The 16,689-nt window shown below is 63.6% G+C and carries 14 protein-coding genes; 7 read left to right on the forward strand and 7 right to left on the reverse strand.

Translation table 11 applies throughout. The features are described 5' to 3' along the window. Positions 1 to 141 precede the first annotated feature (141 nt). Entirely contained in the window at positions 142 to 1,419 is a 1,278-nt protein-coding gene (locus CF161_RS30825) for an OprD family porin (RefSeq protein ID WP_020300556.1), read from the reverse strand. A 349-nt stretch (positions 1,420 to 1,768) separates the two neighbouring features. On the opposite strand from CF161_RS30825, the gene CF161_RS30830 reads away from it, so the two are divergent. Then, the gene (locus CF161_RS30830; protein ID WP_020300558.1) at positions 1,769 to 3,430 is read left to right on the forward strand and encodes an MFS transporter; all 1,662 of its coding nucleotides are present in this window, start codon (positions 1,769 to 1,771) and stop codon (positions 3,428 to 3,430) included. Continuing rightward, complete coding sequence (locus CF161_RS30835; protein WP_020300559.1) at positions 3,427 to 4,557, forward strand: HlyD family secretion protein; 1,131 nt, start codon at positions 3,427 to 3,429, stop codon at positions 4,555 to 4,557. Before CF161_RS30830 ends, CF161_RS30835 begins: the two co-directional genes overlap by 4 nt. Before the next feature lie 65 nt (positions 4,558 to 4,622). Here the strand turns inward: CF161_RS30835 and copD are convergent, their stop codons facing one another. The 3 genes from copD to CF161_RS30850 form a co-directional block, all read right to left on the reverse strand. Then, positions 4,623 to 5,489: a copper homeostasis membrane protein CopD gene (copD, locus tag CF161_RS30840; protein WP_020300560.1), complete on the reverse strand. Its 867-nt coding sequence runs from the start codon at positions 5,487 to 5,489 to the stop codon at positions 4,623 to 4,625. Positions 5,490 to 5,492: 3 nt separating this feature from the next. Next, positions 5,493 to 5,858 (reverse strand): copper homeostasis periplasmic binding protein CopC, encoded by a 366-nt coding sequence (gene copC, locus CF161_RS30845; protein WP_020300561.1) that lies wholly within the window; start codon positions 5,856 to 5,858, stop codon positions 5,493 to 5,495. Positions 5,859 to 5,939: 81 nt separating this feature from the next. Then, positions 5,940 to 6,380 carry a GNAT family N-acetyltransferase gene (locus CF161_RS30850; protein ID WP_020300562.1) on the reverse strand — a complete coding sequence of 147 codons (441 nt, stop codon included), beginning with the start codon at positions 6,378 to 6,380 and terminating at the stop codon, positions 5,940 to 5,942. 252 nt (positions 6,381 to 6,632) lie between these two features. On the opposite strand from CF161_RS30850, the gene CF161_RS30855 reads away from it, so the two are divergent. Continuing rightward, positions 6,633 to 7,253, forward strand: a complete 621-nt coding sequence (locus CF161_RS30855; protein ID WP_020300563.1) for a TetR/AcrR family transcriptional regulator — start codon at positions 6,633 to 6,635, stop codon at positions 7,251 to 7,253. A gap of 75 nt (positions 7,254 to 7,328) precedes the next feature. Here the strand turns inward: CF161_RS30855 and preA are convergent, their stop codons facing one another. From preA to hydA, 3 genes are all read right to left on the reverse strand, one after another. Next, positions 7,329 to 8,615: an NAD-dependent dihydropyrimidine dehydrogenase subunit PreA gene (gene preA, locus CF161_RS30860; protein WP_020300564.1), complete on the reverse strand. Its 1,287-nt coding sequence runs from the start codon at positions 8,613 to 8,615 to the stop codon at positions 7,329 to 7,331. Then, entirely contained in the window at positions 8,616 to 9,983 is a 1,368-nt protein-coding gene (locus CF161_RS30865; RefSeq protein WP_020300565.1) for an NAD(P)-dependent oxidoreductase, read from the reverse strand. A 223-nt stretch (positions 9,984 to 10,206) separates the two neighbouring features. After that, complete coding sequence (hydA, locus tag CF161_RS30870; protein ID WP_020300566.1) at positions 10,207 to 11,646, reverse strand: dihydropyrimidinase; 1,440 nt, start codon at positions 11,644 to 11,646, stop codon at positions 10,207 to 10,209. Between the two features lie 624 nt (positions 11,647 to 12,270). Here hydA and CF161_RS30875 point away from each other — a divergent pair. The 4 genes from CF161_RS30875 to CF161_RS30890 all read left to right on the forward strand — a co-directional run bounded on the left by CF161_RS30875 (position 12,271) and on the right by CF161_RS30890 (position 16,639). Further along, on the forward strand, positions 12,271 to 13,758 hold the full coding sequence (locus CF161_RS30875; protein WP_020300567.1) for an NCS1 family nucleobase:cation symporter-1: 1,488 nt from the start codon (positions 12,271 to 12,273) through the stop codon (positions 13,756 to 13,758). Between the two features lie 95 nt (positions 13,759 to 13,853). Continuing rightward, positions 13,854 to 15,131, forward strand: a complete 1,278-nt coding sequence (locus CF161_RS30880; protein ID WP_020300568.1) for a Zn-dependent hydrolase — start codon at positions 13,854 to 13,856, stop codon at positions 15,129 to 15,131. A gap of 140 nt (positions 15,132 to 15,271) precedes the next feature. Further along, positions 15,272 to 15,892: a hypothetical protein gene (locus CF161_RS30885; RefSeq protein WP_052027237.1), complete on the forward strand. Its 621-nt coding sequence runs from the start codon at positions 15,272 to 15,274 to the stop codon at positions 15,890 to 15,892. Positions 15,893 to 16,087: 195 nt separating this feature from the next. Next, positions 16,088 to 16,639, forward strand: coding sequence for a hypothetical protein (locus CF161_RS30890; protein ID WP_256206972.1), 552 nt, complete (start codon positions 16,088 to 16,090; stop codon positions 16,637 to 16,639). Positions 16,640 to 16,689 lie beyond the last annotated feature (50 nt).

Here is a 16,689-nt window from a genome sequence, read left to right on the forward strand (position 1 = left end):
TGCCGCAGGCTCGGGCCGCGTTCGGACGCTGCCCCTGAAAATCGCCGTATTTCTCCCGGGTGTATGGCGGCGCATTCAAGGGCCAGCGCAGCCTCGTTGCTCGGCAGCGGCCACAGCTGTCTTTCTCGATCTTTCCGCGTTTTAGAGCAGGGAGAGCGGGTAACTGATGAATATCCGGTTTTCGTCGAACTCGTTGGTGCTGTAGTCGCGGCGGATGCTTGCGTTGCGCCATTTCAGGTTGAGGTTCTTCAAGGCGCCGCTCTGCACGGTGTAGGCCAGTTCCGACTCGCGGCCCCATTCCTTGCCGTCGGTGATGGCTCCGGTGTGCACGTTGTCGCCGCTGATGTAGCGATTCATCAGGGTCAGGCCGGGCACGCCGAGGGCGGCGAAGTTGTAGTCGTGGCGCAGTTGCCAGGATTTCTCCCGGGCGTTGTCGTAGCTGGCGTTGTAACTGTCGTTGGCCAGGGTGCCGCCGCTGGTGCCATTGACCCGCATCCAGGCGCTGTCGCCGGTGAGCTTTTGCAGGCCGACATAAAAGGTGCTGCCGCCATATTTGGCCGAGAGCAGGGCGAACGCGGTCTTGTTGTCGAGGTCGCCGGCCAGGGCACTGCCGTCTTCCTTGCCGATGAAGTAGCCGAGGTTGGCCCCCAGGGTCCAGTCGCCCAACGGCTGGGTGTGGGTCAGGTTGAGGTACTGCTGCTGATAGATATCGGTCAGCTCGGCGTACCACAAGCCGACCTGGGTGCGTTTGTCGTTGAAGGTGTATTCGCCGCCGCCGAAGTTGAAGCGGTCCGAGGTGAAAGCGGTTTTGCCCTGCATGAACATGTCTTCCATGCTCGAGTCGTTGCGCGGGCTGTTGCCGCGGAACTGGCCGCCGTACAGCGTCAGGCCGTCGATTTCCCTGGAGGTAACCTGGCCGCCGCGGAAGGTCTGCGGCAGTGAGCGACCATCGTCGGAGCGCAGGATCGGCAACACCGGCATCCATTCCCCGACCTTCAGTTCGGTTTGCGACAGCTTGGCCTTGAGCGCCACGCCCAGGCGGCCGAAGTTGTCGGCCGGACGCCCGTCACGGTCCAGGGGCAGCAACTGGGTGCCGCCAGTCCCTTTGCCGCCGTCGAGCTTGACCGAGTACATCCCCAGCACGTCCAGGCCGAAGCCGACGGTGCCCTGGGTAAACCCGGACTTGGCGTCGAGGATAAAGCTCTGGGTCCATTCCTCGGCCTTGCCCTGGGGGTAGGCGGGGTTGGTGAAGTTGCGATTGAAGTAGGCGTTGCGCAGGTTCAGCGTGGCCTTGGTGTCATCGAGAAAACCTTCGGCCTGGCTGCACAGGGGCATCGCCAGGGTCAGGGCGGCGCAGCTGTACAGGGCGAGGGTCTGGGGCGTGGGCGAACGGGCAAACAGACGGGCGAGTGTCGTCACAGGGGAGGCTCCGTTTTATTGTTATTGTTGGCATTGTCATACGTTGTCGTACGACATGGGCGGATTATTTACAGCGCTTTGCCGGCTTGTCAACGGTCAATCCGAGTTTCGAAGGGGCGCTTGAAGGAATAGCGGGGTTGCCGAGGGCCGGAGATGCATCTGACGAAACCCTGGCGTTTTCGAAGGCCAGCGCAGCCTCGTGCCTCGGCAGCGTCTACAGCGCCGATTTGTAGCCGCTGGCCCACAAAAAAACGCCGAGGTACTTGCCAGCCTGCGGTGCTTTTGCGGCACACTGCCAGGCAATTTCCGGCTTGATCGAGTCACCCATACGCCCGCACAAGGCCATTGAATGGATCACTACGTCCCGCGCAACTGGCAGCCCCACGAAAAGCCCAGCTTGCCCGGCTCGCCCTCGACACCGCTGCACTCCAACCGCAAGCGCCTGGCGTATGCCCTGGTCGGTTTGCTGGTGGCGCTGACCGGTGGCCTGGGCAACTCCCTGGTGATCGCCAACCTGCCGTACCTGCAAGGCGCCCTCGGTGCGACCACCGCCGAAATGGCCTGGCTGCCCACGGCCTACGTCATGACCAACGTCTCGATGAACCTGCTGCTGGTGAAGTTTCGCCAGCAATTCGGCCTGCGGGCCTTTACCGAGGTGTTCCTGGTGCTCTACGCCCTGGTGACCTTCGGCCATCTGTTCGTCAACGACCTGAACTCGGCCATCGCCGTGCGCGCGGCCCACGGCATGGTCGGCGCGGCCCTGAGTTCCCTGGGCCTGTACTACATGATCCAGGCCTTCCCCGCGAAGTGGCGCCTCAAAGCCCTGGTCCTGGGCCTGGGCACCTCGCAGCTGGCCTTGCCCCTGGCCCGGCTGTTTTCCGAAGACTTGCTGCAAATCGCCGAATGGCGCGGGCTGTACCTGTTCGAGCTGGGCCTGGCCCTGACGTCGCTGGGCTGTGTGCTGCTGCTCAAACTGCCGCCGGGCGACCGCTTCAAGACCTTCGAAAAACTCGACTTCCTGACCTTTGCCCTGCTGGCCAGTGGCGTGGCGCTGCTGTGCGCGGTGCTGTCCCTGGGGCGCATCGACTGGTGGCTGGAAGCGCCGTGGATCGGCGTCGCTTCGGCCGCCTCCATCGTGCTGATCATGGCCGGCCTGTGCATCGAACATAACCGCAGCAACCCGATGCTGATGACCCGCTGGCTGGGCAGCGGGGCGATTATCCGCCTGGCCCTGGCGGTGATACTGATCCGCATGGTGCTGTCGGAGCAGTCCACCGGTGCCGTGGGCTTTCTGCAGGCGCTGAACATGAGCAGCCAGCAGATGCGCATGCTCTACGGCGTGATGCTGCTGGGCAGCATCGCCGGGCTGGCCACCAGCGCCCTGACCATCAACCCGGCGCACCTGCTGATGCCGCTGATCATTTCCCTGGCACTGATGGCCACGGGCTCGGTGATGGACAGCTTCTCCAGCAACCTGACGCGCCCGGCCAACATGTATTTCAGCCAGTTCCTGCTGGCCTTTGGCGGCACGTTTTTCCTCGGCCCGACCATGGTCCTGGGCACCCGCAACGTGCTGACCAACCCGCGCAACCTGGTGAGTTTCTCGGTGCTGTTCGGCATCTGCCAGAACCTCGGCGGGCTGATTGGCGCCGCCTTGCTCGGCACCTTCCAGATCGTGCGCGAGAAGTTCCACTCCAGCCATATCGTCGAACACCTGACCCTGCTCGACCCCCGGGTCCTGGCGCGGGTGCAAAGCGGCGGCTCGGCGGTCGGCGGGGTGATCGCCGATCCCGACCAGCGCACCCTGCAGGGCATTCGCAGCCTGGCCACCGCCGCCACTCGCGAGGCCAATGTGCTGGCCTATAACGATGTGTTCATGCTGATCGCGGTGATTGCCGTGCTGACCATGATCTGGATCTTCATTCGCAGCCTGTGGCTGATAAGCACCACCAAAGCCGCCGCGCCCGCCGGCCCGGCTCCCGTTCAACCCAACGGTGCCCCTTCTTCATGAGCGAACCGACCACCACGACCACCCATGCCATCGCCTCGACCCCGGAAGGCACGGCGCCGCCGTCGACCCCGGCCACCGAGCCGCGCTCGTTGCGGGTGCGGATCATCTCGTCCCTGGGCTTTGCCGCCATCGCCATTGTCGGCGTGGCGATCGTGCTCTATGCCTGGCAGTTGCCACCGTTCGGCAGCGCCGTGGAAACCACCGAGAACGCCCTGGTGCGTGGCCAGGTGACCATCATCGGCCCGCAGTTGAGCGGCTATGTGTTCGAAGTGCCGGTGCAGGACTTCCAGTTCGTCAAGGCCGGCGACCTGCTGGTGCGCCTGGATGACCGCATCTACCAGCAGCGCCTGGATCAGTCCCTGGCCCAGCTGGCGGTGCAGAAAGCCGCCCTGGCCAATGTGGTGCAGCAACGCAACAGCGCCGAGGCCACCATCAAGTTGCGCCAGGCGGCCCTGGCCGACAGCCAGGCCCAGGCGCAAAAAAGCGCGGCCGACCTGCGGCGCAACCAGGCCTTGGTCAGCGACGGCTCGGTGTCCCAGCGCGAGCTGGACGTGACCCGCGCCGCCAACGCCCAGACCCTCGCCGCCGTGGCCCAGGCCCAGGCGTCCCTGGAAATCGCGCGCCAGGACCTGCAGACGGTGATCGTCAACCGTGGCTCGCTGGAGGCGGCGGTCGCCAGCGCCGAAGCGGCGGTGCAACTGGCGCGGATCGACTTGTCCAATACCCGGATCCTCGCCCCGCGCGACGGCCAGTTGGGGCAGATCGGCGTGCGCCTGGGGGCCTACGTCAATTCCGGCGCGCAGTTGATGGCGCTGGTGCCGAACCAGCTGTGGATCATCGCCAACATGAAAGAAACCCAGATGGACAGCGTGCGCATCGGCCAGCCGGCGAGTTTCACCGTGGACGCCTTGAACCACCGTAAATTCACCGGCCGGGTGCAGCGGATTTCCCCGGGCACCGGCTCGGAGTTCAGCCTGCTGCAAGCCGACAACGCCACCGGCAACTTCGTCAAGATCGCCCAGCGCGTGCCGGTGCGCATCACCGTCGACCCGGACCAGGCTGAAAGCCAGCGCCTGCGCCCGGGGATGTCGGTGGTGGTGAGTATCGATACCTCGGTCACGCCCTGAGAACCTGTCCCCGTGCGGCCCATGGGGCGTTAAAAGCCGCCGGGAGCGTGAACGGAGTGCGCGGCCTACAGCGCCTGCATCGGCGGCAGGGTGCCCAACAGGGAAACAGCCGCCACGGCCGCCACCCCCAGCAGCCACTCCAGCAGCACGCTAGTGCGCAATGCCCCCAGGCGCTGGTCGCAGCCAGCCAGGCGCAGGCGGTGCAGCAGCGCCAGCCCCAGCATGGCCGACACCAGCAGTGCCTTGATCAGCAGAATCAGGGCAAAGCCGCTGAACAGCGGCGTCGGCCACCAGTGCCCGGTCAACACCCGGACATTGATCAGGCCACTGAGCAGCAAGCCCGCCACCAGGGCGTACCCCACGCCGCTGAAGCGCCTTAAAACCGCTTCCATCGCGCTGGGGTTCGGCTGCAGCAACAGCAACGACAGCAGCATCAGCCCGCCGAGCCAGACCCCGACACAACTCAAATGCACGATCTGATTGAGAATCAGCAACTGGCCCGCCAGCCCATCGAGCATGGCGCCGTGGCCCACCGGCGCCAGGGTTGCCAGCAGCAGTGCGGCGAGGCTCAGCTTGAGCGGAAAACGAGTGCGCAGGGGGCTCAGCAGCACCCCCAGCAGCAGGGCATTGAACAGCAGGTGCCAGGACCAGACCTGGCCGAAAAAGGTCTTGCCCAGCACCAATTGCACGGTTGCCGGGTCCAGCGCCGCCGACCAGGAATCGGCCATGCTGGCGGTGATCAGCAGCAGCCAGCAGACCCCGCTGAGCAGCGCCACGGTCGTCAGCCCGGTGCTGAGGCGAGCGACGCGCTGATGCAGCACCGGGTGCCTGTCGCCACGGCCCAGCAGCAGGGGGGCAAAGACCCAGGCCCCGAACAGCATCAACACCATCGTGAAGTGCACAAACCGGCACAGCACCAGCAGGCTCGACATGAATTACTGGCCGACCTTGAAGCTGTAGCTGCCGGCGCTCTTATGGGTGTCGACCGACACCGCGTGCCAGTCGACCTTGTAGGTGCCTGCCGCCAGCGGGGCGGCCGGGGTTACCACCAGGGTCTTTTTGTCCGCGCCTTCGGTGGCCAGGCCATTGAGCGCCACCGGTGCGCCGTCCCGGCTCAGGCTGACCTGGGTGAAGCTGGCCTCGACGCCCTCGGAAAACACCAGGCGCAAGGCTTGCGGTGGCGTCACCACCGTGTCGGCGGCCGGGGTACTGGCTTGCAGATGGGCGTGGGCGAACACCGAGGAAGCGGCCAGCAGGGAAGCCAGCAGGGCGCTGGCAGTGAGGAGTTGTTTCAGGCGCATCGTGGGATACCTTCGAGGAAGACGACGGGTGCTCACTAGAGCACGAAGCGGCCGGCGAGTGAAACGCCGGCCAGTGGTTTTTCAACGCTGCGCCAGGCGCATATGGATGATCGGAAAGGGCCGGCCCTCGCCATCGGTCGGCGAGCAGCCGATGTCTTCGAAGCCGTAGCGCCGGTAAAAGCCGTGGGCCTGGGGATTCTGCTGGTTGACGTCGACACTCAGGCTCGGGTGCCCGGCGCGCACGTAATCCAGCAACTGGCGGCCGATGCCCTGGCCGCGTTGCGCCGGCTCGATAAACAGCATTTCCACCTTGTCGCCCGCGGTGGCGATAAAACCACCCGGGCTGCCATCGGGGTTTTGCCAGAGCCAGGTCTTGAGGGCCGGCAGATAGGCGTCGCGCACCAGGGGGTAGAGCAACTGGATATCGTCTTCGCTGAGGAAGTCGTGGGTGGCGCGTACCGAACGCTGCCACAGGTCGGCAAGCGACTGGTCGTCGGCAGCGTTGCGTGGGCGAATAGTCATGGAGGTTCCATCGGAAACAGGACAGATGGCCGGCGATCGGGCAGGGCCGGCATTGGTGCAGAGGGAGCGGGTGCCCGGGTCGCGAATCAACGTCTGGACGGGGCACTGCGGCAGCGTCTGCCAATGAATGGGAGGGCGATCCTACCCAATCGCGCCTGTTGTGGCGAGAGCGGCGGTTGCGCTGCCGAGCAGGCCTCGCCCCGCTCTGGAGCGGATGCTAGTCTTGAGCCACGTTGTCTTCAGGGAGCCCTCATGGGCAATCACAAGATCGAAATCCGCCGCAGTAACGTTGAAAAAATCCTCCTCGCCGCCGAGAAAGTCTTCGCTGAAAAGGGTTATGGCGGCACCGCCATGGCCGACATCGCCGAAGAGGTGCAACTGCCGCGTTCCAACCTGCATTACTACTTCAGCACCAAGAGCGAGCTGTACAGCGCGGTGCTGTTCGACCTGCTGGAAGTGTGGAAACAGGATGCCCTGTGCTTCGAGATGTTCGATGACCCGCGGGTGGTCCTCAGCAGCTACATCCGCGCCAAGATGAACCACTCCCGCAGCCGGCCCTACGGTTCGAAAGTCTGGGCCAACGAAATCATCCACGGCGCACCGACCCTCGGCGAAGCGCTGGATGCCAGCCTGTACGACTGGGCAAAAATGAAAGAAGCGAAAATCCGCCAGTGGGTCGAAGACAAACGCATCCTGCCGGTGGAGCCTTCAAGCCTGCTGTACATGATCTGGGCCTCGACCCAGCACTACGCCGACTTCGACCACCAGGTGATGATCCTCAACGATCACCAGCCACTCTCCGACATGCAATTCGAACGCGCCCTGCAAACCGTCACCAGCGTCATCCTGCGCGGCATCGGCCTCGAACCTTAGAGGCAGCGGCAGGCTGCAAGCTACAAGCTGCAAGTGGGCTCCAGGCTTGCCACTTGCAGCTTGTAGTTGCTGTTACTACTTGCCGCTTGCCGCTGCTTCCCTGTAGGGATTGCGCGGGTCGTGCAGCCAGTCGAGGAAGGGTTTGCCGGTTTCCTGGGGGATCATTTCGATGCAGTCCTGCACCGGGCAGGTGATCTGGCACAGGTTGCAGCCCACGCATTCGTCGTCGATCACCTCATATTTATGGGTGCCGTCGGCCTGCCGGATGCTGGCGATGGCCTGGTGCGAGGTGTCTTCGCAGGCGATGTGGCAGCGCCCGCAACCGATGCACGCCGCCTGGTCGATCTTGGCGATCACCTGGTAGTTGATATCCAGGTACTTCCAGTCGGTGGTGTTGCCCACGGCCTTGCCCGAGAACGCCTGCAGGCTGCTGTAGCCCTGGCTGTCCATCCACCGCGAGAGGCCGTCCTTCATCTCCTCGACAATCCGAAACCCATGCAGCATCGCCGCTGTGCACACCTGCACCGCACCGCAGCCCAGGGCCACGAATTCCGCCGCATCGCGCCAGTTGCCAATGCCGCCAATGCCGCAGATCGGCAAGCCCCGGGTCTGCGGGTCACGGGCAATTTCCGCGACCATGTTCAGCGCAATCGGCTTGACCGCCGAACCGCAATAGCCGCCATGGGTGCTCTGGCTGCCGACCATGGGGTGGGCCACCATGCGCTCCAGGTCGACGCTGGTGATGGAGTTGATGGTGTTGATCAACGACACCGCATCCGCCCCTCCACGGTGAGCCGCCCGTGCCGCGAGGCGGATGTCAGTGATGTTCGGCGTGAGCTTGACGATCACCGGCAACGAGCAATAGGTCTTGCACCAGCGGGTCACCTGTTCGACGTATTCCGGCACCTGGCCCACGGCCGCGCCCATGCCCCGTTCCGGCATGCCGTGGGGGCAGCCGAAATTGAGCTCGATGCCATCGGCGCCGGTGGCTTCTACCAGGGGCAGAATGTGTTTCCACGACTCTTCAACGCAGGGCACCATCAGCGACACAATCAGCGCCCGGTCCGGCCAGTCCTTTTTCACCTGGGTAATTTCCCGCAGGTTGATGTCCAGGGAACGGTCGGTGATCAGCTCGATATTGTTGATGCCCATCACCTCGCGGTTGGGCCCGAAATGCGCCGAGTAGCGCGACGAGACGTTGACCGCCGCCGGGTCCTCGCCGAGGGTTTTCCAGACCACGCCACCCCAGCCGGCCTCGAACGCGCGCACCACGTTATAGGCCTTGTCGGTGGGGGGCGCTGAGGCCAGCCAGAATGGGTTGGGGGCTTTGATGCCGGCGAAGACAATCGAGAGATCGGCCATTTACGCAGCCTCCACATTGAGCATGAGTTGGGCATGCATGGCTTCTGCGGCCAGCTTGCCGTGTTGCACCGCCTGCACGGTGAGGTCCTGGCCGAGGCTGACGCAGTCGCCGCCGGCATAGACCCCGGGGATGCTGGTGCGCAGCTGGGCGTCGACCTCGATGCGCTCGCCCGCGCGCTTCAGTTCCCGGGCCAGGGGGTCGCTCAGGGCCGCGCCGTCGAAGGCCTGGCCGATGGCCTTGAAAATCCCGTCGGCGGCCAGTTCAAAGGTCTCGCCGGTGGTTTGCAACCGACCCTCCACCAGCTGGGTCCGGGCGAAGCGCATGCCGCGCACTTGCCCCTGTTCATCGAGCAGCACCTCCTGCGGCGTGGCCCAGGTCAGCAGGCGCACCTGATTGGCCTTGGCGATGTCCTGCTCGTGTTCGGTGGCGCCCATTTCCTCGAGGCCACGGCGATACACCAGGTTCACATCCCGCGCCCCGAGGCGCGCCATCTGCACCGCCATATCGATGGCGGTGTTGCCCGCACCGAGCACGATGCAGCGGTCAGCCAGCGGCAATTGGCCGAGGTCATCGGCCTGGCGCAATTCGCGGATGTAGTCGGTGGCAGCGAGCATGCCCGGCGCGTCTTCATGGGCCAGCCCCAGCTGTTTGCTGGCGGCCAGGCCCAGGCCGAGAAACACCGAGTCGAACTGCTGGTGCAGCTCGGTCAGGCTCAGGTTGTCACCGAGCTTCTGCCCATGGCGGATTTCGATGCCGCCGATACCCAGCAAAAACTCCAGCTCCCGCTGGGCAAAGTCATCCACCAGCTTGTATTTGGCGATCCCGTATTCGTTGAGGCCGCCGGCTTTTTCCCGGGCCTCGAAAATCACCACCTCGTGCCCATGCAGGGCGCTGCGGTGGGCGCAGGCCAGACCCGCCGGGCCGGCGCCGACCACGGCAATGCGCTTGCCGGTAGCCGCCGCACGCTGGAACGGGTGCTGGCTGAAGTGCGCGTTGTCCACGGCATAGCGTTGCAGCAGGCCGATCAGCACCGGCGCGCACTCCTGGGCGTTGTTGCGCACGCAGGCCTGCTGGCAGAGGATTTCCGTCGGGCAGACCCGGGCGCAACTGCCGCCGAGGATGTTGGCCGAGAGGATTTTCTGCGCCGCACCCTGGACGTTATCGGTGTGGATATTGCGGATGAACGACGGGATATCGATCTCGCTGGGGCACGCATTGACGCAGGGTGCGTCGTAGCAGTACAGGCAGCGCGACGCTTCCAGATGGGCTTGGCGCGCGTTCAGCGGCGGCGCCAGATCGGTGAAATGACTGGCCAGGGTGGCGTTGTCTGCGAGGGGGTGGGGCAAGTGGTTCAAGGTCTTGATCACGGTTTAGGCCTCACGGTTTTGTCTCGATTGCCTCTGACGGGCATTGTTTTTTCACAGCGCTGTGGCAAAGGCGCTTGCAGTGGCCGGCGAACGCACTGTGGTCAGCGCGTTCACCGTGGCGAGGGCGCTGCTGTGGCAAGGAAGCTTGCTGTGGCGAGGGAGCTTGCTCCCGCTCGGTTGCGCAGCAACCGCAATAGCACCGGCTCCCCACCACAACGCAACCTCAGCGCTCTACGGCCGTCGCCTTGCTGGCTTCGGCGCGCTTGCTCAACAGGTCGAACACCGCGGGGTAGGGCGGGCGTTCCACGTAGCGCCCGGCGCCGCGTTCGGCCCGCAGGTCGCCGTCGACCCACAGCAACTTGCCCTGGCTGATGGTGTGGCTGGGCACGCCGCGCACGGTCTTGCCTTCGAAGATGTTGAAGTCGATCTGCTGGTGGTGGGTCTTGGCGGAAATGGTGCGGGTGCCTTGCGGGTCCCAGAGCACCAGGTCGGCATCGGCGCCGACACGGATCGCGCCCTTGCGTGGGTAGAGGTTGAAGATTTTCGCGGTATTGGTGGAGGTCAGGGCCACGAAGTCCTGCATCGACAGGCGGCCGGTGTTGACCCCTTCGTCCCAGAGCACGGCCATGCGGTCTTCGATACCGGCGGTGCCGTTGGGTATCTTGCTGAAGTCGTCGCGCCCGGCGGCCTTTTGTTCGGCGCAGAAGCAGCAGTGGTCGGTGGCGGTGGTGTGCAGGTTGCCCGATTGCAGCCCATGCCACAGCGCCTCCTGGTGGCCGCGAGGACGGAAGGGCGGGCTCATCACGTAGCCGGCAGCGGTCTGCCAGTCCGGGTGGCGGTACACACTGTCGTCGAGCAACAGATGCCCAGCCAGCACTTCACCGTAGACCGGCTGGCCTTTGCTGCGGGCATAGGTGATTTCGTCGAGGGCTTCCTTGGTCGAGACGTGCACCAGGTACAGCGGTGTGCCCAGGGTTTCGGCGATGCGAATGGCGCGGCTCGCGGCTTCGCCTTCGACTTGCGAGGGCCGCGACAGCGGGTGCGCTTCCGGGCCGGTAATGCCCTGGGCCATCAGCTTGCGTTGCAGGTGATACACCAGCTCGCCGTTCTCGGCATGCACGGTGGGCACCGCGCCCAGTTCCAGGCAGCGTTCGAAGCTCGCCACCAGGGTGTCGTCGGCGGCCATGATCGCGTTCTTGTAAGCCATGAAATGCTTGAAGCTGTTGACCCCGTGCCGGCTCACCAGCTCGGCCATTTCTTCGCGCACCTGTTCGCTCCACCAGGTAATGGCCACGTGAAACCCGTAGTCGGATGCCGACTTCTCGGCCCAGCCACGCCACTGGTGGAACGCTTCGAGCAACGACTGCTGGGGGTTGGGAATCACGAAGTCGATGATCGACGTGGTCCCCCCCGCCAGGCCCGCCGCCGTGCCGCTGAAAAAGTCTTCGCTGGCCACGGTGCCCATAAAGGGCAATTGCATGTGGGTGTGGGGGTCGATGCCGCCGGGCATCAAGTATTGGCCGCTGCCGTCGAGCACCTCGACGCCGGCGGGAATATCCAGGTTATTACCGATGGCCTGGATTACGCCATCGGCGCACAAGACATCAGCCTTATAACTTTCATCATGGGTAATAACGGTGGCGCCACGGATCAACAGAGACATTCCGAGTTCCTCGCAGGCATGACCGACTTATGCCGGTTCTAAGTGTTTTATATCGAGCGTGCTGCGCAAGTTTATTCCTGTCAGCGGTGTCAGGAATAGAAACTAGCTGGTGTTCCTGGAATGAGCAAGATTATTTTTTATAAGCTTATATCAATATTAAGTTATTGAATTTAAACGAATAAATATCAAAAACTGCAAAATGGTGCAGCCCCTCACCATTTTGACGCACTTGACAGGATAGAAATATGGTCAAGATTTCCTATGTGAAATCAGCCGCTTGAAGGGGGCGTATGGCCTGAACAAAAGTGTGCAATAAAGTTTCAGTGCACCAGATTGAGTCCTGACGCTACGGTCAACTTGCCGAACAGTTAGCCTGAGTGAACAGGCAAGTACCCGGGGCTTGATAGTTGATAAGAATAAAACTGATGAACATCAGTTGTTTACATGGATTTTAACGATCGCCAAATACCGTCAATGGATAATCCGGCACGCTTATTGAGTGCCGCCGCTGACAGGTTGGCCGGTCGTTAAAAGTCGTAAGTTCTCCGGCCATCGTCCGGCTCGCGGTCCCGTCCGCCAGCTGCCTGATGAGCAAAAATAATCAAAAAGAACAGTGGAGCGGCCATGCAACAGAACAGATCCCAAGTGACCGAGCGCGCCGGCTTGTATGAGCTGGACGCCGGCAGCGACGTACTCGACAGCCCCCGTTATAACCACGACATCGCCCCGACCAAGGTCCATGAACGCACCTGGAACAAATGGCACATCACCGCGCTGTGGATCGGCATGTCGATCTGCGTGCCGACCTACACCCTGGGCGGGGTGCTGACCGCCTATTTCGGCCTCAGCGTCGGCGAGGCACTGCTGGCGATCCTGCTGGCCAACATCATCGTGCTGATCCCCCTGACCCTCAACGCCTTTGCCGGCACCAAGTACGGCATTCCGTTCCCGGTGCTGCTGCGCTCCTCATTCGGCATCATCGGCTCCAACGTGCCGTGCCTGATCCGGGCCCTGGTGGCCTGCGGCTGGTTCGGCATTCAGACCATGTTCGGCGGGCTGGCGATTCACCTGTTCCTGGGGTCGATCTTCGAGGGCTGGAAGGCCCTGGGCGGCACCGGCGAGGTGATCGGCTTCATGATCTTCTGGAGCCTCAACCTGTGGGTGGTGCTGCGCGGCGCCGAGTCGATCAAGTGGCTGGAAACCCTGTCCGCGCCGCTGCTGGTGGCGGTGGGTATCGGGCTGCTGGTGTGGGCCCTGCCCAACGTGTCGCTCGGCGAGTTGCTGGCGATCCCGCCCAAGCGTCCCGAAGGCGCCAGCGTCACCAGTTATTTCATGGCCGGGCTCACGGCGATGGTCGGGTTCTGGGCCACGCTGTCGCTGAACATTCCGGACTTCAGTCGCTACGCCAAAAGCCAGAAAGACCAGATCCTCGGGCAGATTTTCGGCCTGCCGCTGACCATGTTCCTGTTCGCCGCCCTGGGCGTGGTGATGACCGCCGCCTCGGTGAAACTGGTGGGCGTGACCGTGTCCGATCCGGTGAGCCTGATCGGCCATATCCAGAGCCCGGGCTGGGTGGCCCTGGCCATGGCGCTGATCATCATCGCCACCTTGTCCACCAACACCGCGGCCAACATTGTCTCGCCCACCAATGACTTCCAGAACCTGGCGCCGAAGCTGATCGGGCGCACCAAGGCGGTGCTGCTCACTGGCCTGGTGGGCCTGGCGCTGATGGCTCATGAACTGCTGAAAAAACTCGGCCTGCTGATCTCCGATGTCAGCCTGGAAACCGTGTACTCCAATTGGCTGCTGGGTTATTCCAGCCTGCTGGGGCCGATTGCCGGGATCATGGTGGTGGACTATTTCATCATCAAGAAACAACGCCTGGACCTGGCCGGCCTGTACCGCGATGACGTGTACCCGGCCTGGAACTGGAACGGTTTCATCGCCTTTGCCGTGCCGGTGCTGCTGACCCTGTTGTCCCTGGGCAGCGACGCATTCAGCTGGTTCTACAGCTACGGCTGGTTCACCGGTTCGGCCCTGGGCGGCGTCCTTTATTACGGCCTGTGCAGCCTGCGCAATGCCCAGGTGGTGGCCGCCAAGACCCCGGTTTGAGCCAGCAGCTGTTGGCTCGCGCTGATGCATGAAGCCCAGGCGGCCCGGGTTCGGGCCGCCTCACACAATCAGAAAAAAAGCCTGAGGAGATCACCATGAACGCTGCCGTCGACGTTCTGCAATCCAGCCATCAGCACATCAACCGCGACCGCCTGTGGCAGTCGCTCATGGAACTGGCCAAGCTTGGCGCCACGGTCAAGGGTGGGGTCTGTCGCCTGGCCCTGACCGACCTCGATCGCCAGGCCCGGGACCTGTTCGTGACCTGGTGCGAGGAGGCCGGTTGCACGGTCACGGTGGACGGCATCGGCAACATCTTCGCCCGCCGTCCCGGGCGTAACCCAGGGCTGCCCCCGGTGATGACCGGCAGCCATATCGACACTCAGCCCACCGGCGGCAAGTTCGACGGCTGCTTCGGCGTACTGGCCGGGGTCGAGGTGCTGCGCACCCTCAACGACCTCAAGCTGGAAACCGAGGCGCCGCTGGAAGTGGTGGTGTGGACCAACGAAGAAGGCTCGCGCTTCCCGCCGTGCATGATGGGCTCCGGGGTGTTCGCCGAGAAATTCACCCTGGAGGACACCCTGGCCAAGACCGACGTCGATGGGGTCAGCGTCGGCGAGGCCCTGAACGCCATCGGCTACGCCGGCCAGCGCAAGGTCAGCGGGCACCCGGTGGGCGCCTATTTCGAGGCTCATATCGAACAGGGGCCGATCCTCGAGGACGAGCGCAAGACCATTGGCGTGGTCATGGGCGCCCTCGGCCAGAAGTGGTTCGACCTCAAGCTGCGCGGGGTCGAAGCCCACGCCGGGCCGACCCCGATGCACCTGCGCAAGGACGCCCTGGTCGGCGCGGCGGCGGTGGTCGCGGCCGTCAACCGCGCGGCCCTCGGGCACCAACCCCATGCCTGCGGCACCGTCGGTTGCCTGCAAGCCTACCCCGGCTCGCGCAACGTGATCCCGGGGGAGGTGCGCATGACCCTGGATTTCCGCCACCTGGAACCGGCGCGCCTGGACTCGATGATCGACCAGGTGCGGCAAGTGATCGACAGCACCTGCGAGGAGCATGGCCTGAGCTTTGAACTGACGCCCACCGCCGACTTCCCGCCGCTGTATTTCGACCCGGACTGCATCGAAGCGGTACGCGGCGCAGCCCAGGGCTTGGGCCTGTCCCATATGGACATCGTCAGCGGGGCCGGACACGACGCGATCTTCGTCGCCGAACTGGGCCCGGCGGGGATGATCTTCGTGCCTTGCGAAGGCGGCATCAGCCACAACGAAATCGAAAACGCCGCCCCCGATGACCTTGCCGCCGGCTGCGCGGTGCTGCTGCGCGCGATGTTGGCGGCCTCCGCCACCATTGCCGGCAACCGGCGCTAGCCCTGTGCAATAACTCAACGGCGCCGCCAATGGCCAGCGCAGCCTTCGGCAGCGGCTACAGCACTCACCTGTAGCCGCTGCCGAGCGCGCAAGGCTGCGCTGGCCTTCAATCGCTGATACCCAGCCTCCGAACACTGCCCATGGCGACGGGCAGCGACGACATATTTCAGGTTGCCGTACACTGGCAAAATTTTTCGCAATGGATGCCGAATATGCGCAGGATGGCGATCGGGGTGGCCCTGGTGTTGAGCCTGGGTGGCTGTACTGATTACAAGTGGGGACACAGTTGGAAAGTCGAGCAGCCGGGTGGCTGGACCGACTCGACCCTACCGAATACAGATAATAGCGCCAGCCTCAAGGCATCCTGCGGATCCAGCCCTTTGCTCGTGTCCGTGCGGCGTAATAATTCAGGGTTGATCTTCGCGATATTTATGATCCCCTTTCTTCCCAGCTCAAGCAGCGACGACCGTGTGCAAGTCAGTGTTTCCCACCCTGATTTGAAAGCCTGCACTTGGCTCACACAAAGCCCCTTGGTCCTGAAGATGGACAACCGTGTGGTTCGCGATATCCGCTTGGAACCCGGGTACGGTGATAACCGGTGCGACCTGATATTGCCTAAAGAGACACAGGGTGAACGGTTGTCGATCGAGGTCAATCAAGCCGTGCTGCCCTGCGCCGTGGCCCCGGCAATCCTGAAAAAGAGCCGCTATTTCTGCGTGCGCAATACGAAATTCGGTGGCTCGCCAAGGTGTGATGATTAGCGCCTCGGTGCGTCAGTTGGATGACCTGTAGCCGCTGCCGAGCGCGCAAGGCTGCGCTGGCCCTCAACAACTGACACCGGACACAGCGGCGTGTCGCGGACAACCAGCCTCTGAACGCGGTCCGTGGCGATCGGCAGCGGCGACAAGTTTCAGGTTGCCGTACACTGGCAAAATTTCTCGCACTGGATGCTGACTATGCACAGGATGGCGCTTTGTCTGACCCTGGCCCTGAGCCTGGGGGGCTGTATCGATTACAAGTGGGGCCACGACTGGAAGGCCGACAGCCTCGGCGGTTGGCAGGACGCCAGCACCGGCAAGTACGACGAGGGCACCTCGTTCAAGCTGGCCTGCGGGCCCGAGCCACTCTATGTGAAGGTCACATCCGCCCCGTCTCACCATCTGATGTCGCTGCTGTTCATTCCCCTGGTCCCTGCGGCCACCGGCGATGACAACCACCTGCGCATCAAGGCCAGTTACCCGAGCATCACCGCCTGTTCGGCGGCGCAGAACCCCCTGGTGATCAAGCTGGACAACCGGGTGATCAACACCATCGGCTACCCGGGCGGCAACCAGGCCGGCAGCTGCGAGCTCCGGCTGGACGCGCACGAGCTGCAGGGCGAGCGCGTGTCGATCGAGGTCAATCAGGCGGTGCTGCCCTGTGCCGTGGCTCCGCTGACCCTGAAGAAAAACGGCTTTTTCTGCCTGCGGAAAACCGAGTTCGGTGGTTCGGCGCCCTGTGATCGCTAGGGTCGGTCAGCCACACGAAGCTAAGCTAATGCCTAAAAAGTATTTATTTC

Origin of the sequence: Pseudomonas sp. CF161 (assembly GCF_000416215.1) — a bacterium.
GTDB lineage: Bacteria > Pseudomonadota > Gammaproteobacteria > Pseudomonadales > Pseudomonadaceae > Aquipseudomonas.